This window comes from Bacteroides sp. 3_1_23 (genome assembly GCF_000162555.1).
GTDB classification, from domain to species: domain Bacteria; phylum Bacteroidota; class Bacteroidia; order Bacteroidales; family Bacteroidaceae; genus Bacteroides; species Bacteroides ovatus.
In genome coordinates, this window is record NZ_GG774952.1 from 526,456 (window position 1) to 547,325 (window position 20,870).

The window sequence follows — 20,870 nt, forward strand, 5'->3', positions numbered from 1 at the left end:
AAGGAGCATAATGAGAGCATTGAAAACAGAAGTAAAATACAGAGAGTTTCACAGAATCAGATACGCAAATACATTCTAAAGGGAGAATCGGATAATCCTAAACTAGCGGAACTGTATAAGTCCTCACCGCAGATTAAAGAACTTTTAAGCGTGTGTCAGAATTTCAGAGATATGATTAATGGGAACACTTATGATAAGGATATTAGAAAGTGGATTGAAAAAGCGAAGGCAACACGGAATATGGCACTGACGAACTTTGCATATGGTATTGAAAAAGACTGGGAGGCAGTACAGGCAGCTATTGATATCCCCTTCAGTAACGGATTACTGGAGGGGACAGTGAATAAAATTAAAGCGGTAAAAAGACAGATGTACAATAGGGCAGGAATTAAACTACTGAGAGCGAAGATTATTTATTCACAATAGAAGAAGTACCACCAAATTTGACGAAGAACCTTTAAAAACGTATAATTATCTACCACCTTGCACTTTTGCTACTTATTATTTTGATATATAGAGGATTAGTAGAGTGCAAGATAGGGTGGAAGATAGTGTAAGATGCGGTTATCTTGCACTATCAAAAAAGTCAAAAAAGGACTATAGTAAATAATAAAAAGTACGTAGCAATTTGCAGAATATATGGGTAGAATACTTTGTTCATATAGGCGAACATGATGTTTTCCTATAGTGAAACAAAGTGTTTACTATAGAGAAACAAAGTGTTTTAAGGCTTCGAACACTTTGTTTCAAGCCTGCGAACACTTTGTTCAAGTGCTCGAAACAAAATTAAACTGCCGTAGAAATCATCCGGTAACTAATCACCGAAAAAAAGAGTGCAAGATAATCGCATCTTACACTATCTTCCACCCTATCTTGCACTCTACTAATCCTCTATATATCAAAATGATAAATAGCGAAAGTGCAAGGTGGAAGATAATTATACCTTTTTAAACTTTATAGTAAGGTAACTGGAATGAAATAAATATTTCATTCATTTCCGTACCAAAATGATCAAGGAGACAGAATGATTAGTAAATTTGCAGGATTACAAATCAATATTATAAAGTTTTAGCTTGTTGTATAAAGTCTTTCGGTCAATATTCAGCAATTGCGCAGCCTTGCTCTTATTATTTCCGGTTTGGCGCAATGCTTCCAAAATATGCTCTTTTTCGGTCTCTTCGTTGCGTAATGCGATACTCGTGGTGCAAGATGCCGGAGTTTCCAGAAGTTCGGTTCCCAGTTCAAGGAGAGTGATAAAACTGCCTTGTGCTAGTAAAGTCGCTCTTTTGACAATGTTCTTCATTTGGCGTAGATTACCCGGCCAGTGATAATTGAGTAGAGCTTGTGATGCTTTCGCATCAAAGCCGATTAGCTGTTTATCCAGTTCCTTGTTTGCCTGATCGAGGAAGAAGTTGGCAAAAAGCAGGATATCCTCTTTCCGTTCTTTCAGGTCGGGCATCCGAAGGGTAAATTCATTGATACGATGATAAAGGTCTTCACGAAAAGTACCTTTTTCAATGGCTTGTTCCAGATTCTCATTGGTGGCAGACACCAGACGAATATCTACCGATATCTCCTGTGTAGAACCTACCGGACGTATTTTTCTCTCTTGCAAGGCTCGGAGCAGTTGTATCTGTACCTCATAACTAAGGTTACCGATTTCATCCAAAAAGATAGTACCACCGTTGGCTGCAACGAAGGCTCCGGTCTTATCCGTGAGAGCACCCGTAAACGATCCTTTTACATGACCGAAAAATTCGGAGGCGGCCAGTTCTTTGGGGATAGAACCACAATCTACGGCAATAAACGGTTTGTCATTTCGTTTACTAAGCTGATGGATACGATGTGCTACATATTCTTTTCCCGTTCCGCTGGAGCCGTTGATAAGTACGGACATATTGGTAGGAGCTACCAGTCCTACATAATTATAGAGTTGTTTGGCGGCATCGCTTTCTCCTTCCAAATAGGTATGACGATTTTCTGTTGAATCTTTGGAGGGAGTGGAAGGACTTTTCTTGGAAGAAGATTTAACGACGTTATGAGTACCCGTATCTTTTCCTGCCTGTAGGGCTTCAGAGATTTTCTTCAGCAACTCCTCCGGATTCACCGGTTTGGCGACATAATCCCGAGCTCCCAGTTTCATCGCTTGCACGGCAGATTGTATATCTGCATAACCAGTCATGATAATCAGAGGAATATCCATGCCTTGTTCATTCATCCATTTCAGCAAATCAATGCCTTCGTGGTCGGGAAGCCGTAGATCAGACAAAATCAGATCGACGTTTTGGCTTTCGATATGTTTCCGGGCGCGTGCAATATTGCTCACTGACGACACTTCAAACCCTTTCTTGCCTAACCAGGTTTTTAGCATCATTCCAAAAGTAATATCATCTTCAACGATCAATATGGATCTCATCATATCAAGTTTTGATTCTTTTAAGTCACAAAGGTAAGAGGTTTTGGGCGAAAGTGGTATATTTGCAAACTTAAATTAAATAAAAGTGTTATGAAAAAGATTCTATTGATAATATTAACCATATCGTTTTGTGGACTTACTGCCTGCAAAATTGGAACAAAAAAAGGAGGAGACATGGATAAAGAAACGTTGGTAAAGATTGAAACAACTTTAGGAGACATTGAGGTGAAATTATATAATGAGACACCGAAACATCGTGATAATTTTATCAAACTGGTGAAGGACGGAGTTTATGAGGGCACACTGTTTCATCGTGTTATCAAAGATTTTATGGTTCAGGCCGGTGATCCGGACTCAAAGAATGCACCGAAAGGAAAAATGCTGGGTACGGGAGATGTAGGTTATACTGTTCCCGCTGAATTTGTATATCCTAAATATTTCCATAAGAAAGGTGCCCTGTCCGCTGCCCGTCAGGGAGATAATGTGAACCCGAAGAAAGAATCTTCCGGTTGTCAGTTCTATATCGTGACAGGTAAGGTGTTCAATGACTCTACCTTGCTGGGTATGGAAAGCCAGATGAATGAGAATAAGATTAATGTTATTTTCAATACGCTGGCACAGAAACACATGAAGGAAATTTATAAGATGCGAAAAGCAAATGATGAAAACGGTCTTTATGATTTGCAGGAAAAGTTGTTTGCAGAGGCACAGGAAATGGCAGCCAAACAACCGGAATTTCATTTCACTCCGGAACAGATTGAAGCCTATACAACGGTAGGAGGAACTCCGCATCTGGATGGCGAATATACTGTGTTCGGCGAAGTAGTGAAAGGTCTGGATATTGTGGATAAAATCCAGCAGGTGAAAACCGACCGCAGCGATCGTCCCGAAGAAGATGTAAAAATAACAAAGGTGACAATACTTGACTGAAATATATGAAAATCAACAGGCATATTCTTGATAATGGGTTACGTCTGGTACATTCGCAAGACGAAAGTACACAGATGGTTGCCCTTAATATATTATATAATGTGGGAGCTCGCGACGAAGATCCCGAGCATACTGGTTTTGCCCATCTGTTTGAACATCTGATGTTCGGAGGGTCGGTGAATATTCCCGATTATGACATGCCGCTTCAACTGGCGGGTGGAGAGAATAATGCCTGGACGAATAATGATATAACCAATTACTACCTCACTGTACCTCGTCAGAACGTAGAAACCGGCTTTTGGTTGGAATCCGACCGGATGTTGAGTCTTGATTTTAGCGAACGGAGTCTGGAGGTACAGCGGGGAGTAGTAATGGAAGAATTCAAACAGCGATGTTTGAATCAGCCTTATGGGGATATCGGACATCTTTTGCGTCCTCTGGCTTATCAGACGCATCCTTATCAATGGCCTACTATCGGAAAAGAGTTGTCGCATATTGCCAATGCTACGCTGGAAGAAGTGGAGGCATTCTTTTTCCGTTTTTATGCTCCTAATAATGCTATATTAGCTGTGACCGGCAATATCTCTTTCGAAGAGGCGGTTGCTTTGACGGAAAAATGGTTCGGCTCTATTCTCCGTCGGGAAGTTCCTCAACGGAACCTGCCACAGGAGCAGGAACAGACGGAAGAGCGCCGGCTGACGGTAGAGAGAAATGTTCCTCTCGATTCTTTATTTATGGCATACCACATGCCTGCCCATTGCCATCCGGATTATTATGCATTTGATATTCTGTCGGATGTGTTGAGCAACGGGCGTTCCAGCCGTTTGAGCCAGCGTTTGGTACAGCAGAAACAATTATTCTCAAGTATAGATGCCTATATTTCCGGCAGTGTAGATGCGGGGTTATTCCATATTAGTGGTAAACCTTCGGCAGGTGTCACCCTGGAACAGGCGGAAGCGGCAGTGCGGGAAGAACTGGAACTGTTGCAGCAAGAATTGGTTGACGAACAGGAACTGGAAAAAGTGAAGAACAAATTTGAGTCCACCCAGATATTCGGCAACATCAATTATTTGAATGTGGCAACCAACCTGGCTTGGTACGAATTGCTTGGCCGGGCGGAGGACATGGAAAAAGAGGTTGATCGTTATCGGTCTGTCACGGCTGAACAATTGCGGGCGGTAGCTCAATCTGCTTTCCGTAAGGAGAACGGAGTAATACTATATTATAAGAAACAACAAAATTAAATTCTCCCTTTTTATAATCTATCAGTGAAAGGGAAAAGTCCCTTTGCCTGAAAATGGAGATACGTTTAGGTAACGGAAAAGTAAATGAGACATATTTATAGTACATATAAAGAGCATTATAAAGCACTAATTTTTCTCGGACTGCCGATTGTGATCGGTCAAATAGGAGTAATCGTTCTTGGATTTGCGGATACGTTAATGATCGGGCATCATAGTACGATTGAGCTGGGAGCAGCTTCCTTCGTCAATAATGTGTTCAATCTGGCGATTATTTTCAGTACGGGTTTTTCGTATGGGCTGACTCCCATTGTGGGAGGTTTGTATGGAACCCGCCAGTATGCCCCTGCGGGACAGGCTTTACGCAACAGTTTGCTGGCAAACCTGATGGTTGCATTGCTGCTGACTGTCTGTATGACTGTTCTTTATCTAAATATAGAACGTCTCGGACAGCCGGAAGAATTGATTCCCCTGATTAAACCGTATTACCTTGTTTTGCTCGCTTCACTAGTGTTTGTCATGCTTTTCAATGGATTCAAGCAGTTTACAGACGGAATTACGGATACAAAAACCGCTATGTGGATATTGCTTGGTGGAAATGTCTTGAATATCATAGGAAACTATATCCTGATTTATGGAAAGCTCGGATTGCCCGAGTTAGGTCTGTTGGGAGCAGGTGTCAGCACGCTGTTCTCGCGTATCGTGATGGTGATTATATTTATCATCATCTTTATGCGTAGTCCGCGTTTTGTCCGCTATAAGATTGGCTTTTTCCGTTTGGGGTGGTCACGAGCTATATTTGGGCATTTGAATGGTCTCGGATGGCCGGTTGCTTTTCAAATGGGAATGGAGACAGCCTCTTTTAGTCTAAGTGCGATCATGATCGGTTGGCTGGGTACTATCGCTCTGGCTTCTCATCAGGTTATGCTGGCTATTTCGCAGTTTACATTTATGATGTATTACGGTATGGGTGCTGCTGTGGCTGTTCGTGTCAGTAACTTCAAAGGTCAGAATGACATCATCAATGTACGTCGTTCTGCCTATGCAGGTTTTCATCTGATGATGACATTGGGCGTTGTGCTTTCTTTGATTGTCTTCCTTTGCCGGAATTACTTGGGAGGCTGGTTTACCGACAGTCAGGAAGTGGCTGCTATGGTGACCTCTCTAATCTTCCCTTTCCTCGTTTATCAGTTTGGCGACGGACTGCAGATTACTTTCGCCAACGCTTTGCGTGGAATTTCAGATGTAAAACTAATGATGGTGATTGCCTTTGTCGCCTATTTCATTATTTCTCTTCCTGTAGGTTATTTCTGCGGCTTTGTGATGGGATGGGGAGTAGTAGGTGTCTGGATGGCATTTCCTTTTGGTTTGACGAGCGCAGGATTGATGCTTTGGTGGCGTTTTCATCACATGACGAAACTCCCCGAACCTCATCCTCAAACCTGATACTAAATACTTAAAACTTAATACTTAACCCCAATGGCTTCCTTCCGTTTTACAAAGTTGAAAATAACCGCCGGTTACACTTTGTTGCTGGCGATCCTCCTTTTCTCGCTGGTGTTTGTACATCGTGAGATGGAAGCATTGTCGGCCGCCGACGATCAACAGAATTTAAGAACAGACAGTTTATTGACCCTTCTCCATGAGAAAGATCAAAACACGATTCAGATGTTGCGGGTGCTAAGTGAGGCAAACGACAGCCTTCTCTCTGCTTCGGAAATCGAAGAAATCATATCCGAACAGGATTCTGTGATTACCCAGCAACGGGTACAACATCGGGTCATCACCAAACGTGACTCGTTAATCACTACTCCTAAAAAGAAGGGATTCTTCAAACGACTCGCCGAAGTGTTTTCCCCTTCTAAACAAGACAGTGCCGTATTAGTAAATACATCGTTGGAAGTAGCCACTGATACCATTCTCCAACCGACCACTTCCAAAGACTCTCTTCAGCAGAAAATCCGCATGGCTACCGAAGAAAAACGGTTGCAACGGAGGAAAACAATCCGGCGTACCAGTACAAAGTACCAGCGGATGAATACGCAGTTGACGGCACGGATGGATAGCTTGATTAAACAGTATGAGGAAGAAATGACCTTGCGTGCCCGTCAGGATGCCGAACTTCAGCAGGAAGTGAGGATGCGGTCGGCACGTATCATCGGCGGTATCGCGGTTGGTGCCGTACTATTATCGGCTTTTTTCCTGATATTGATTATGCGGGATATCTCCCGTAGCAACCGTTACCGCCAGCAATTGGAGGTGGCGAATAAACGGGCGGAAGATTTACTGATCGCCCGTGAAAAATTGATGCTTGCCATTACCCATGATTTTAAAGCTCCGTTAGGCTCAATTATGGGATATACCGAACTCCTGTCCCGGCTGACAGAAGATGAACGGCAACGATTCTACCTCGACAATATGAAAAGCTCTTCAGAACATTTATTGAAGTTAGTCAGTGACTTGCTTGATTTCCATCGACTTGATCTCAATAAAGCGGAAGTGAATCGTGTAACCTTTAACCCCTCCCAGCTATTTGATGAAATTTATGTCAGTTTCGAACCTCTGACTGCTGCCAAAGGATTAGCCTTGCAATGTCACGTCGCTCCGGAACTGAACGGAGGATATATCAGCGATCCTTTGCGACTCCGGCAAATTGTGAACAACCTTTTGTCCAATGCCGTAAAGTTTACTCAAAAAGGAGAAATTAGCCTGACAGCCAGTTATGATTCTTCTAAGTTAACCATCGCCATTGCCGATACAGGAAAAGGAATGGCATCAGAAGATCGTGAACGTATCTTCCAAGAATTTACACGTCTTTCCGGTGCGCAGGGGGAAGAAGGTTTCGGACTCGGACTCTCTATTGTGAAGAAATTGGTAACCTTGCTTGAAGGAACCATTGACGTGCAAAGCACATTAGGAAAAGGGAGCTGTTTTACTGTAACTTTACCTCTTTATCCGGTAGGTAAATCCATTGCGGAAAGCGAATCTCCGGAAAATGAATCTTCGGAGGACGAAAGTCCATACGCTCCCAAACAGTCGGTTGCCATTCCTCCCATGAAAGTCATTCGTGTGCTTTTGATTGATGACGATAAGATTCAGCTGAGTCTGACTGCTGCCATGTTGAAACAGCATGGTATTGATGCCGTATGTTGTGAACAGCTGGAACAGCTGATTGAACAACTTCGCTCTTCCGTCTTCGATGTATTGCTGACAGATATACAAATGCCTGCCATTAACGGGTTTGATCTGGTAAAACTATTACGGGCTTCTAATATACCACAAGCAAAAACAATCCCTGTTATTGCTGTGACTGCCCGTAGTGAAATGGATAAAGCCGCTTTACATGAACATGGTTTTGCCGGTTGTTTGCATAAACCGTTTACAGTAAAGGAATTGTTGCTAACAGTAAATGAAGGTCAACTTTCGGCCGATGAAGCGCATATAACAGAAGATATGGGAACTGTCGGGATCAACTTTTCTGCACTGACTGCTTATTCTGAAGATGATCCGGAAGCAGCATACTCCATCATTCACACTTTTATTGAAGAGACAGGCAAGAATGTCGAACGGATGCAACAAGCATTGAATGAAAAAGAAGTGGACGGGATAGCTGCCATGGCGCATAAACTTCTCCCTCTTTTCACAATGATCGGAGCGGAGGATACTATCGCCCCATTAAAATGGTTGGAGGCTTGTCGTGGAGAAGAATTTTCGGAAAAAATAGAAGAAACAACATTCAATACATTAGAAGCTGTCCGTAAAATAATTAGTGAAGCGGAGCATTATTTGGAGGTAATGAAGAATACCCAATAAGCCGTTTTCTTCTACTCCTTGGCTACTATCTGTATCTTTCTTACTATTACCCAAACCTTTTTTCAAAATAATTTGTTTACTTTGTGTCACCTTATTTACACTGACACATTTTACATGAAACGAAAATGGATACGTTGGGTAAGCTGGATATTGCTTACTCCTATAATACTCTTTGTAATACTAATGGTATTGCTTTATGTTCCTCCCGTTCAGAATCTTTTGCGTCGGGAGGTTACTGCATACGCTTCTAAAGCAACCGGCATGCAGATTCAGGTGGAGCGGATAGACCTTCGTTTCCCGCTTAATCTGTTGGTACGTGGCGTGGAGGTTATTCAACAGCCGGATACCCTTTTGTCTTTGGAAAGTCTCAATGTCCGTGTACAGGCATGGCCGTTGATAAAAGGAAAAGTAGAAGTGGATGAAGTCACTTTGAGCCGGGTAGCCGTTAATTCAGCCGATTTGATGGAGGGAATGAAGATTAAAGGCGTTTTGGGACGTTTCTTCCTGCAAAGTCATGGCGTCGATCTGTCTAATGAACTAGCGGTAATCAATCAGGTCGAACTATCCGACACTCACGTGCAGCTACTGATGAATGATACCACAACTACGCCCAAAGATACCACAGCTTCTGCTCCGATCAACTGGAAAGTAGCTCTTCATCAGTTGAAATTGAAAAATGTATCGTTCAGTATGCAACTTCCTGCTGATTCCATGCGTATGGCGGCCCATATTGGAGAAGCGGCCATCGATGATGCTCAAGCAGATTTGAAGAATCAGTACTACGACTTGAAGAAGTTCTTATTATCGGGAACCTCCGCCAGCTATGATACCGGAACTGCTCAACCGGCAGAGGGCTTCGACGCTTCTCATATTGCCGTCCGGGATATTCGCATCGCTCTGGATTCCTTGCTGTATAAAGGGAGGGATATGAACGCAGTCATTCGTGAGTTTACCATGAACGAACGTTCCGGATTGAGCGTCACTTCCCTGACGGGTAGAGCCTACTCCAATGATTCAGTTATCTGTGTTCCTGGTTTGAAACTGAACACTCCCCATTCTGAAATCGATTTATCTGCCCATACCTATTGGGAACTGGTCAATATCCCCACTACGGGACGCTTATCCGCCCGTCTCAATGCTTATATCGGCAAAGAAGACGTCATGCTGTTTGCCGGCGGTCTGCCCGAAAGCTTCAAAGAAGCCTATCCATTTCGTCCGCTCGTCATCCGTGCCGGCACGGACGGCAATCTGAAAGAAATGCAGATTTCCCGTTTCACGGTAGACCTGCCGGGTGCTTTTGCATTGGAGGGCGGTGGCCTTTTGGAAAACCTCACCGACAGCCTCACACGCACCGGAACCATCGGCCTGAAAATGACTACTCAAAACCTGAACTTCCTGACCGCTCTGTCGGGAGAAGCGCCTAATGGTACGCTTGTCATTCCTGACAGCATGAATCTGGTGGCGAAAGTGGATATCAAAGGTCCTGAATATAAAGCAAATCTCCGTTTGAAAGAAGGACAAGGAGCTATAGACGTGAATGCAGCCTTAAATACCACTACCGAAGTCTATAAGGCTGATCTGAAAATAGACAATCTGCAACTTCATAGTTTCCTCCCGAAAGACTCTATCTATGAACTTTCTCTTTCGGCTGCGGCTAATGGTCGTGGATTAGATGTCATGTCCTACCATTCATTTGCCAAATTGAATCTTTCATTAGATCAGCTTCATTATGCTAAATACCATCTTTCCAATCTTGATCTGACGGGAGAACTTAAAGGCGCATTGGTCACTGCACATCTGACAAGTGACAATGCTTTATTGAAAATGACAACGGATGCTGAATACAATCTGGCACACAGCTACCCCGACGGTAAAATAACGATTGATGTCACCCAACTGGATTTGCATGAACTGGGAATCATGCCGGAGCCAATGAAGCGTCCGCTGACTTTCAATTTTTCGGCAGAGGCTCGTCAGAACCGCGTATTTACCCATTTAATCTCCGGAGATATGAAACTCGATTTGAGTGCACGTTCCGGTGTTAATCCTTTGATTCGTCAGTCCACTCATTTTGTGGATGTACTGATGAAGCAGATTGATGAGAAAGCCTTGAATCACGCTGAATTACGCAAAGCATTGCCAACTGCTATTTTCTCTTTCTCCGCAGGACAAGAGAACCCTTTGGCATATTTTCTGGCTACCAAGAAGATAGCTTACCATGACGCTTCAGTGAAATTCGGAACGGCTCCCAACTGGGGAATTAATGGAAAAGCCGCTATCCACGCCTTGAAAGTAGATACCTTGCAATTGGATACCATCTTCTTTACCGTCAAACAAGATACCACACTCATGAAATTGCGTGCCGGAGTTATTAACGGTCCCAAGAATCCGCAATTCTCCTTCTCTACCACACTGACGGGAGAAATTCGTGATCGGGATGCCGAATTGCTGGTAGACTTTAAGAATGGAAAAGGAGAAACAGGAGTATTACTCGGTGTCAATGCACGTCCCTTGTTCGAGGGCAAAGGAAAAGGCGATGGACTGGCTCTCACCTTGATTCCGGAAGAACCGATAATCGCCTTCCAGAAGTTTCATTTCAATGAAAATCATAATTGGATTTATGTGCATAAGAATATGCGTGTATACGCCAATGTAGATATGTGGGATGACGAAGGAATGGGATTCCGTGTACATTCTGTACGGGGAGACACCGTTTCTCTACAGAATATTGATGTGGAAATCCGAAGAATCAGTTTGGCTGATTTGAGCAGTGTACTTCCTTACTTCCCGGAAATAACCGGTTTATTCTCTGCGGAAGCGCACTATGTACAGACCGAAAAGGATCTTCAACTTTCGGTTGAAGCAGCTATTGATGAATTGACTTATGAACGTCAACGAATTGGTGACGTGACAGTGGGAGCCACCTGGCTGCCAGGCGAACAGGGAAAACAATACCTGAACGCCTATCTGAATCATGACAAAGTGGAAGTGATGGTGGCGGATGGTAAGCTGGTTCCAACCCAGACAGGAAAAGACAGTCTGGAAGTAAACGCTACTCTGGAGCATTTCCCGCTACGTGTAGCTAACGTATTTATTCCTGATAAAATGGCTACGCTGGCCGGTGATATGGATGGTAATCTGAATATTGCGGGTAGCACCGAGCAGCCTTTGATAAATGGCGAACTGATATTGGATAGCGTTTCTGTTCTTTCCCGCCAATATGGTGCTAATTTCAGGTTCGACGACCGTCCGGTACAGATAAAGAATAATCGGTTGGAATTTGATAAATTCGCTATCTATACAACAGGAAAAACTCCATTCACGATTGACGGTTATGTTGATTTCAGGGATATGTCCCGACCGATGGCGAATCTGAATCTGCTGGCGCAGAACTATACGCTTCTGGATGCCAAACGCACTCGTGAGAGTCTGGTCTACGGAAAAGTCTTTGCCGATTTCCGGGCAACAGTGAAAGGGCCGTTGGATGGATTGAATATGCGTGGAAACATGAGCCTGTTGGGTAATACAGACGTTTCCTATATCTTGACCGACTCGCCGTTGACGGTACAGGATCGTTTGGGAAGTCTGGTAACCTTTACTTCGTTTAGCGACACCACTACGGTTGTCCAACAAGAAGTGCCGACTGTTTCTTTAGGCGGGTTGGACATGGTGATGATGGTACATATCGATCCATCCGTCCGTTTGAAAGTCGATTTGGATGCAAGCAATGACAATCGTGTCGAACTGGAAGGGGGAGGTGACCTCTCTATGAAATATACTCCGCAAGGTGATCTGACATTGACCGGACGCTATACGTTGAGCGGCGGTTTGATGAAATATGCTTTACCTGTCATTGCTGCCAAAGAATTTGCGATCGATAACGGTAGCTATGTGGAATGGACAGGAAACCCCATGGACCCGATGTTGAACTTCAAAGCAACCGATCGTATCCGTGCTTCTGTTTCCGAGGGAGAGAACGGTGGAACACGTTCGGTTAATTTCGATGTGTCCATCGTTGTCAAGAACCGGTTGGATAATCTTTCTTTTGCATTTGATGTATCTGCTCCCGAAGATGCAACCATACAAAACGAGTTGACAGCCATGGGGGCGGAAGAGAGAGGTAAACAAGCCCTCTATATTATGGTTATGAAAACCTATCTTGGGACCGGACCGATTGGTGGCGGAGGTGGTGGATTGGGTAAACTGAATATGGGTTCCGCACTGAACTCCGTATTAAGCAGCCAAATCAACTCATTGATGGGAAATTTGAAAAATGCCAGTGTTTCTGTCGGTATCGAAGATCACGATTTGTCGGATACGGGTGGTAAGCGTACGGATTACAGTTTCCGTTATTCACAACGTCTCTTTAACAACCGTTTCCAGATTGTAATCGGAGGTAAGGTTTCTACAGGTGAGAATGCGACGAATGATGCGGAATCCTTTATCGATAACATCTCCCTGGAATATCGTTTGGATAGAACCGGAACCCGTTATGTTCGTCTGTTCTACGATAAAAACTACGAGAGTGTACTCGAAGGCGAGATTACGGAAACCGGAGTCGGTCTGGTACTTCGCAAGAAGCTGGATAAACTTAGCGAACTGTTCATCTTTAAGAAAAAGAAGTAAACATGAAAGGTATATATAGTAACATATTAGCAAGTTGCCTGATGGGTATCATCTTATTTTCGGGTTGTTCGGTGACAAAACACCTGCCTGAAGGGGAGGTACTTTATACAGGAGGAAAAACGGTGGTAGAGAATAAGTCGGCAACACCGGTAGGAGAGACGGCTTTAACAGAGATTGATGCGGCTCTTGACAAAACTCCCAGTACAAAGATGTTAGGAGGCCTTCTGCCTATTCCTTTTAAAATGTGGATGTATAACGACTTTGTGAAATATAAAAAGGGATTTGGAAAGTGGATGTTCAACCGCCTGGCTGCCAATCCTCCGGTGTTTATCTCTACTGTCAATCCGGAGGTTCGTATTAAGGTGGCTACAAACTTACTCCGTGATTATGGTTACTTCAATGGGAAAGTGACTTATGAAACATTGGTCGATAAGAAAGATAGCCTGAAAGCAAGTATTCTTTATACGGTAGACATGAAGAATCCTTATTTTATAGATACGGTTTATTATCAGCGTTTCACTCCTCAAACGTTGCGCATTATGGAACGGGGACGTCGAATGTCTTATATAAGTCCCGGCGAGCAGTTTAACGTGGTCGATCTGGATGAAGAGCGTACCCGTATCAGTACGCTGTTGCGTAACCGGGGATATTTTTACTTCCGTCCCGATTATATGACTTATCAGGCAGATACGACATTGGTTCCCGGTGGACATATCAGCCTTCGTCTGATTCCCGTTCCGGGATTACCCGCTGCGGCACAACGTCCTTACTATGTAGGAGATGCTTCTGTTTACCTGTTTGGCAAGAATGGTGAGGCGCCCAATGACAGCATGATGTATAAGAATCTGAATATACATTATTATAAGAAATTGCAGGTACGTCCGAATATGCTTTATCGTTGGTTGAACTATCAACAGTTTGTGCGGAATGCACAGATGCGGGCTTCCAATCGTACCCGTCTTTACAGTCAGTATCGGCAGGAGCAGGTGCAGGAGAAACTTAGCCAGTTGGGAATCTTCAGTTATCTGGATTTGCAATATGCTCCGAAAGATACGACAGCCGTTTGTGATACGTTGAACGTAACCATGCAGGCCACATTTGCCAAGCCACTGGACGCCGAACTGGAATTGAATGTCGTAACCAAAAGTAACGACCAAACCGGTCCCGGGGCATCATTCGGCGTCACTCGGAACAATGTATTCGGAGGTGGCGAAAGCTGGAACGTGAAGCTGAAAGGCTCTTATGAATGGCAAACCGGCGGAGGAGAAAAAAGCTCTTTGATGAACAGCTGGGAGATGGGAGTTTCCACCTCTCTGACTTTCCCGCGCGTGGTTTTCCCGCATTGGGGGAAAAGGGAGTTTGACTTCCCGGCTACCACTACATTCCGTCTATACATCGACCAGTTGAACCGTGCCAGGTATTATAAACTGTTGTCATTCGGCGGAAATGCTACCTACGATTTCCAGCCGACACGTACAAGCCGGCATAGTATCACCCCTTTTAAACTGACATTCAACGTCCTTCAACACCAATCGGAAGAGTTCAGGGAAATTGCCGATGCCAATCCTGCATTATATATCAGTTTGAAAGATCAGTTTATTCCTGCAATGGAATATACCTATACCTATGATAATGCTTCCGCACGCGGTATTAAAAATCCGATTTGGTGGCAATCGACTGTAACCTCTGCCGGTAACCTGACCTCGGTGATTTACCGTGCTTTCGGTCAGTCTTTCAGCAAAGAGGACAAACGTTTGCTGAACGTCCCTTTCGCGCAGTTTGTGAAACTGAATACGGAATTCCGCCATTTGTGGAATATGGACAAGAATAATAAGATTGCTTCCCGTGTAGCTTTGGGCGCTCTCTTCGCCTACGGTAATGCAACGATAGCCCCTTACAGCGAACAATTCTATGTGGGTGGTGCCAACAGCATCCGCGCTTTTACAGTACGTAGCATCGGCCCGGGCGGATACCATCCGGCGGAAAGCCGCTATTCTTACCTCGACCAGACGGGTACTTTCCGTTTTGAGGCAAATGTAGAATACCGTTTCCGTATCTTTAAAAGTTTTTGGGGAGCCACTTTCCTGGATGCGGGAAACGTTTGGCTGATGCGCAAGGATGAGGCCCGTCCCAATTCACAACTCGAACTGAAAACGTTCCCGAAACAGATCGCTTTGGGCACCGGTGTCGGTATTCGTTATGATATGGATATTCTTGTGTTCCGTCTTGATTTCGGTATTCCTTTGCATCTGCCTTACGATACAGAACGAAGCGGATATTACAATGTCACAGGATCCTTTATGAAGAATCTGGGAATACATTTTGCTATCGGTTATCCCTTCTAATGAATGATTTTTGTACGATTTTGGTAAATAATGATTGATATTTGTCCTGTTGGATTCAACTATTTTTGTAATTTTGCAACGAAATCTGATGCCGTTGACATCACTAACCTTTTAATATTACACAATTTATGAAACCAACTTTATTCTTATTGGCAGCCGGTATGGGTAGCCGTTATGGAGGCTTGAAGCAATTAGACGGACTGGGTCCTAATGGCGAAACTATTATGGATTACTCAATCTATGATGCTATCAATGCCGGATTTGGCAAACTTGTATTTGTAATCCGCAAAGATTTTGAACAGGATTTCCGTGATAAAATTATTTCCAAATACGAAGGTCACATTCCTTGCGAACTGGTATTTCAATCAATCGACGATCTTCCGGAAGGCTTTACTTGCCCGGCAGACCGTACCAAACCTTGGGGTACTAACCATGCAGTAATGATGGGCGCTGATGTGATTAAAGAACCGTTTGCAGTGATTAACTGTGATGACTTCTATGGTCGCGATTCTTTCCAGGTGATGGGTAAATTCCTTTCTGCTCTTCCCGAAAATTCAAAGAACGTTTATTCGATGGTAGGTTTCCGTGTAGGAAATACATTGAGCGAAAGCGGTACGGTATCTCGTGGTATCTGTAGTACAGATGCTAAAGGATTGTTGACATCTGTAGTAGAACGTACGAAGATTCAACGTCTGGACGGTGAAGTGAAATATATCGGTGATGATGGCGAATGGACGGCTACTCCCGACACGACTCCGGTAAGTATGAACTTCTGGGGCTTTACTCCTGATTACTTCGCTTACAGCCAGGAATTCTTCAAGACTTTCCTAAGCGATCCGAAGAATATGGAAAACCTGAAGAGCGAGTTCTTCATCCCATTGATGGTAGATAAATTGATTAATGACGGAACTGCCACTGTTGAAGTACTGGATACTACCAGCAAGTGGTTCGGCGTCACTTATCCGGAAGACCGTCAGAGCGTAGTAGACAAGATTCAGGCATTGGTAGATGCCGGTGAATATCCTGCTAAGTTGTTCTAAAGAAGAGCCATTGATTAAGATAAAGAGCAGTCATTCATAAGAATGACTGCTCTTTTTGTTTTTCATAACGTATCATACTAAGTAGTATCTAATAAATATTCAGTATCTTTGCAGTCCAAAATGTTATAAATCAGAAGCAGAAGTGATTTCAGTAGAAGGATTATCAGTAGAATTTAATGCGACGCCGCTTTTTGAGGACGTCAGCTATGTAATTAATAAGAAAGACCGCATTGCATTGGTCGGCAAAAATGGTGCCGGCAAATCAACCATGCTGAAGATATTGGCAGGTTTGCAGTCACCGACACGCGGAGTGGTAGCTACTCCGAAAGATGTAACCATCGGATATTTACCACAGGTTATGATTCTTTCTGACAACCGGACGGTGATGGGAGAAGCAGAATTGGCATTCGAACATATATTTGAGCTTCAGGCGAAGTTGGAACGGATGAATCAGGAACTGGCGGAACGGACAGACTACGATTCGGAAGAATATCATCAGTTGATAGACCGTTTCACGCATGAAAACGACCGGTTTCTGATGATGGGCGGTACGAACTTTCAGGCGGAAATCGAACGGACGCTTCTCGGATTGGGATTCAGCCGGGAAGATTTTGAACGCCCTACTTCGGAGTTTTCCGGTGGATGGCGTATGCGTATCGAATTGGCAAAATTGCTTTTACGTCGCCCGGACGTGCTTTTGCTCGATGAGCCGACCAATCACCTTGATATTGAAAGTATCCAATGGTTGGAAAACTTTTTGTCTACACGTGCCAATGCAGTCGTATTAGTCAGCCATGACCGTGCTTTCCTGAATAACGTAACTACCCGCACCATCGAAATCACTTGCGGTCAGATTTACGACTACAAAGTGAAATACGATGAGTTTGTAGTCCTGCGTAAAGAACGCCGTGAACAGCAACTCCGTGCTTACGAAAATCAGCAGAAACAAATACAAGATACGGAAGACTTCATCGAACGCTTCCGCTATAAAGCAACGAAAGCCGTACAGGTGCAAAGCCGTATCAAGCAACTGGAAAAGATAGACCGCATCGAAGTGGACGAGGAAGATAATTCTGCCTTGCGTTTAAAATTCCCTCCAGCCAGTCGTAGCGGAAACTATCCTGTGATTTGCGAAGATGTGCGCAAAGCGTATGGCAGCCATGTCGTTTTCCATGATGTCAACCTGACTATCAACAGGGGAGAGAAAGTGGCTTTCGTCGGAAAGAACGGAGAGGGTAAGTCTACCTTGGTGAAATGTATCATGGACGAGATTGATTTCGAAGGCAAACTAACGATCGGACATAATGTACAAATCGGTTATTTTGCGCAGAACCAGGCACAAATGTTGGATGAGAACCTGACTGTATTTGATACGATTGACCGGGTAGCGACAGGAGATATCCGTCTGAAGATACGTGATATACTGGGAGCTTTCATGTTTGGAGGCGAAGCTTCGGATAAAAAGGTGAAAGTCCTTTCCGGTGGAGAACGTACGCGATTGGCGATGATTAAACTTCTGCTGGAACCCGTAAATCTACTGATTCTGGACGAACCGACCAATCATTTGGATATGCGTTCGAAAGATGTTTTGAAGGAAGCTATCCGCGAATTTGACGGAACAGTGATTCTTGTCAGCCACGACCGTGATTTTCTGGATGGACTTGCGACTAAAGTATATGAGTTTGGTGGTGGACTTGTAAAAGAACACCTTGGAGGTATCTATGAATTCTTGCAAAAGAAAAAGATAGATAGCTTGAACGAGCTTCAGAAAGGAGCGGGACTGTCGGCTTCTCCCACGGCTTCAGCTAAAGGTAATGAACCTGAAACCGGTCAGCCTTCTGAGAATAAGCTCTCTTACGAAGCCCAGAAAGAACTTAATAAGAAGATTAAGAAACTCGAACGCCAGGTGGCGGACTGTGAAGCTTCAATAGAGGAAACCGAATCCGCGATTGCTATCGTAGAAGCGAAGATGGCAACTCCCGAAGGAGCTTCGGATATGCAGCTCTATGAACGGCATCAGAAACTGAAGCAACAGTTGGATGGCATTGTTGAAGAGTGGGAGCGGGTTTCGATGGAACTGGAAGAAACGAAAAATTAGAACAAAACGCATACTTCCGGGCACTATGTGAGAGAAACGTTATACCTTGGTAGAAGGTATTACTGGCGGGTATCTGTTTCTCGGTGTCGAAACAGGTGTTTCTCGTTGAGGAACGAGGCGTTCCTCGGTGTCGGTCACCTTCTTCCTCGGTGTCGGACTTCGGGTAGGATGATTGTTGATTAGAGAGACTATTTAATTATTTATACAATATGAAAGTAACCAAGTATTTACCAATTCTTGCCGTATGCCTTATGACAACAGGATGTAACAGTAAGAAAGAGGCCGTGCTGACGTCCGGTATCGACCTTGCTAATCTGGATACCACGGCTATGCCGGGTACAAGTTTTTATCAATATGCCTGTGGAGGTTGGGTGAAAGATCATCCGCTGACAGACGAGTATTCACGTTTCGGTACATTCGACATGTTGCGCGAAAACAGTCGTGAACAACTGAAAGCATTGATTGCCGAATTGGCAGCGAAGAAAGATAATGCACCGGGCAGTGCTGCGCAGAAAGTAGGTGATCTTTATAATATCGCAATGGATAGCGTGAAGCTGAATCAGGAAGGTGTAGCTCCGATCAAAGCAGAACTGGCAGCCATTGACGCTCTCAAGGATAAAGGAGAAATCTACGCATATATCGCAGAGAGCCAGAAGAAAGGCATCCGTCCTTACTTCACCATGTTTGTAAGTGCGGATGATATGAACAGTTCCATGAATATCGTACAGACCTATCAAGGTGGTATCGGAATGGGACAGCGTGACTATTATCTGGAGAATGACGAGCAGACTAAAAATATCCGTAATAAATATCAGGAACATATCGCCAAAATGTTCCAGTTGGCAGGTTATGATGAGGCTACTGCACAGAAAGCGGTGAAAGCGGTGATGAACATCGAAACTCGCCTGGCGAAAGCGGCTCGTTCACAAGTGGAATTGCGTGATCCTCATGCTAATTATAACAAGATGGATAGGGTGACGCTGAAAAAGAACTTCCCGACTTTTGACTGGGATACTTATTTCACCGTTTCCGGTTTGAAAGATTTGGAAGAAGTGAACGTAGGTCAGCCTGCTGCCATGAAGGAAGTAGCCGATGTGATTAATACCGTATCACTGGACGATCAGAAGCTATATCTCCAATGGGGATTGATAGATGCTGCCGCTTCTTATCTAAGCGATGATTTTGAAGCACAAAACTTCGACTTTTACAGCAGGACAATGTCTGGTAAGAAAGAAATGCAACCTCGCTGGAAACGTTCCGTGAGCACCGTAGATGGTGTACTTGGCGAAGTAGTAGGACAGATGTATGTAGAGAAGTACTTCCCGGCTGCTGCCAAAGAACGTATGGTTACACTGGTGAAGAACCTGCAAACTTCTTTAGGAGAACGTATCAAAGGTTTGGAATGGATGAGTGAACCGACCAAAGAAAAAGCGTTGGAGAAACTGGCAACCTTCCATGTAAAAATAGGTTATCCTGATAAATGGAAAGATTATTCTGCACTGGAGATCAAAGATGATTCTTACTGGGCAAATATCGAGCGTGCCAACGAATGGGATTACAACGAAATGATTGCCAAAGCCGGCAAACCGGTAGACAAGGATGAATGGTTGATGACTCCTCAAACAGTGAACGCTTATTATAACCCGACTACCAATGAAATCTGCTTCCCGGCAGCTATCCTGCAACCTCCGTTCTTCGATATGAATGCGGACGATGCTATGAACTACGGTGCAATCGGCGTGGTAATCGGCCATGAAATGACTCATGGATTTGACGATCAGGGACGTCAATATGACAAAGACGGAAACCTGAAAGACTGGTGGACAGAAGAAGATGCTAAAAAGTTCGAAGAACGGGCACAGGTGATGGTTAACTTCTTTGACAGCATCGAAGTTGCTCCGGGCGTACACGCAAACGGTAGCCTGACACTTGGAGAGAACATCGCCGACCACGGAGGTTTGCAAGTTTCTTTCCAGGCATTCAAGAATGCAACAGAAGCCGCACCGCTGGAAATTGTTGACGGATTTACTCCGGAACAACGTTTCTTCCTGGCTTACGCTAATGTGTGGGCAGGAAATATCCGTCCGGAAGAAATTCTCCGATTAACCAAACTTGATCCTCACTCATTAGGCAAATGGCGTGTGGACGGTGCTCTTCCTCATATCCAGAATTGGTATGAAGCATTCAAAATCACCGAACAGGATTCGATGTTCTTACCTAAAGAAAAACGAGTATCTATCTGGTAATAGTTTTTGAATAGAGAGCATATATGCGAAGAGGCGTTGATTTTCCGTTGAGGAGAGTCAACGCTTTTTTTTATTAATTCACACCTTATTTATTACGTACGATAAACAATATTTC

At 44.1% G+C, this 20,870-nt stretch carries 11 protein-coding genes; 10 read left to right on the top strand and 1 reads right to left on the bottom strand.

Annotation, left to right across the window (positions count from 1 at the left end; all coding sequences use genetic code 11):
- Positions 1-426: transposase (locus HMPREF9010_RS0124540; RefSeq protein WP_008649718.1), on the top strand; the 426-nt coding region annotated here is incomplete at its 5' end.
- Positions 427-1,045: 619 nt separating this feature from the next.
- On the opposite strand, the gene HMPREF9010_RS09590 is transcribed toward HMPREF9010_RS0124540, so the two are convergent.
- Complete coding sequence (locus tag HMPREF9010_RS09590; protein ID WP_008649719.1) at positions 1,046-2,419, bottom strand: sigma-54-dependent transcriptional regulator; 1,374 nt, start codon at positions 2,417-2,419, stop codon at positions 1,046-1,048.
- 87 nt (positions 2,420-2,506) lie between these two features.
- Here HMPREF9010_RS09590 and HMPREF9010_RS09585 point away from each other — a divergent pair, with 87 nt between their 5' ends.
- From HMPREF9010_RS09585 to HMPREF9010_RS09545, 9 genes are all read left to right on the top strand, one after another.
- A complete protein-coding gene (locus HMPREF9010_RS09585; protein ID WP_008649720.1) occupies positions 2,507-3,346 on the top strand; it encodes a peptidylprolyl isomerase in 840 nt (279 codons plus the stop codon).
- Positions 3,347-3,351: 5 nt separating this feature from the next.
- On the top strand, positions 3,352-4,590 hold the full coding sequence (locus HMPREF9010_RS09580) for a M16 family metallopeptidase (protein ID WP_008649721.1): 1,239 nt from the start codon (positions 3,352-3,354) through the stop codon (positions 4,588-4,590).
- Positions 4,591-4,674: 84 nt separating this feature from the next.
- Positions 4,675-6,033, top strand: a complete 1,359-nt coding sequence (locus HMPREF9010_RS09575) for an MATE family efflux transporter (protein ID WP_008649724.1) — start codon at positions 4,675-4,677, stop codon at positions 6,031-6,033.
- A 33-nt stretch (positions 6,034-6,066) separates the two neighbouring features.
- Positions 6,067-8,400, top strand: a complete 2,334-nt coding sequence (locus HMPREF9010_RS09570) for a hybrid sensor histidine kinase/response regulator (protein ID WP_008649725.1) — start codon at positions 6,067-6,069, stop codon at positions 8,398-8,400.
- A 114-nt stretch (positions 8,401-8,514) separates the two neighbouring features.
- On the top strand, positions 8,515-13,026 hold the full coding sequence (locus tag HMPREF9010_RS09565; protein WP_008649727.1) for a translocation/assembly module TamB domain-containing protein: 4,512 nt from the start codon (positions 8,515-8,517) through the stop codon (positions 13,024-13,026).
- Positions 13,027-13,028: 2 nt separating this feature from the next.
- On the top strand, positions 13,029-15,371 hold the full coding sequence (locus HMPREF9010_RS09560; RefSeq protein WP_008649728.1) for a BamA/TamA family outer membrane protein: 2,343 nt from the start codon (positions 13,029-13,031) through the stop codon (positions 15,369-15,371).
- Between the two features lie 128 nt (positions 15,372-15,499).
- Positions 15,500-16,411 (top strand): NDP-sugar synthase, encoded by a 912-nt coding sequence (locus HMPREF9010_RS09555; RefSeq protein ID WP_004299937.1) that lies wholly within the window; start codon positions 15,500-15,502, stop codon positions 16,409-16,411.
- A 142-nt stretch (positions 16,412-16,553) separates the two neighbouring features.
- On the top strand, positions 16,554-18,509 hold the full coding sequence (gene abc-f, locus HMPREF9010_RS09550) for a ribosomal protection-like ABC-F family protein (RefSeq protein WP_008024615.1): 1,956 nt from the start codon (positions 16,554-16,556) through the stop codon (positions 18,507-18,509).
- Positions 18,510-18,718: 209 nt separating this feature from the next.
- Positions 18,719-20,755, top strand: coding sequence for a M13 family metallopeptidase (locus HMPREF9010_RS09545; RefSeq protein WP_008649730.1), 2,037 nt, complete (start codon positions 18,719-18,721; stop codon positions 20,753-20,755).
- Positions 20,756-20,870: the final 115 nt, after the last annotated feature.

Excerpts from the sequence above, each read along its gene's own strand:
- HMPREF9010_RS09580 (WP_008649721.1), top strand. The coding sequence starts at position 3,352 with ATGAAAATCAACAGGCATATTCTTGATAATGGGTTACGTCTGGTACAT.
- HMPREF9010_RS09585 (WP_008649720.1), top strand. The coding sequence starts at position 2,507 with ATGAAAAAGATTCTATTGATAATATTAACCATATCGTTTTGTGGACTT.
- HMPREF9010_RS09545 (WP_008649730.1), top strand. The coding sequence starts at position 18,719 with ATGAAAGTAACCAAGTATTTACCAATTCTTGCCGTATGCCTTATGACA.
- HMPREF9010_RS09575 (WP_008649724.1), top strand. The coding sequence starts at position 4,675 with ATGAGACATATTTATAGTACATATAAAGAGCATTATAAAGCACTAATT.
- HMPREF9010_RS09570 (WP_008649725.1), top strand. The coding sequence starts at position 6,067 with ATGGCTTCCTTCCGTTTTACAAAGTTGAAAATAACCGCCGGTTACACT.
- HMPREF9010_RS09565 (WP_008649727.1), top strand. The coding sequence starts at position 8,515 with ATGAAACGAAAATGGATACGTTGGGTAAGCTGGATATTGCTTACTCCT.
- HMPREF9010_RS09590 (WP_008649719.1), bottom strand. The coding sequence starts at position 2,419 with ATGATGAGATCCATATTGATCGTTGAAGATGATATTACTTTTGGAATG.
- HMPREF9010_RS09555 (WP_004299937.1), top strand. The coding sequence starts at position 15,500 with ATGAAACCAACTTTATTCTTATTGGCAGCCGGTATGGGTAGCCGTTAT.
- HMPREF9010_RS09560 (WP_008649728.1), top strand. The coding sequence starts at position 13,029 with ATGAAAGGTATATATAGTAACATATTAGCAAGTTGCCTGATGGGTATC.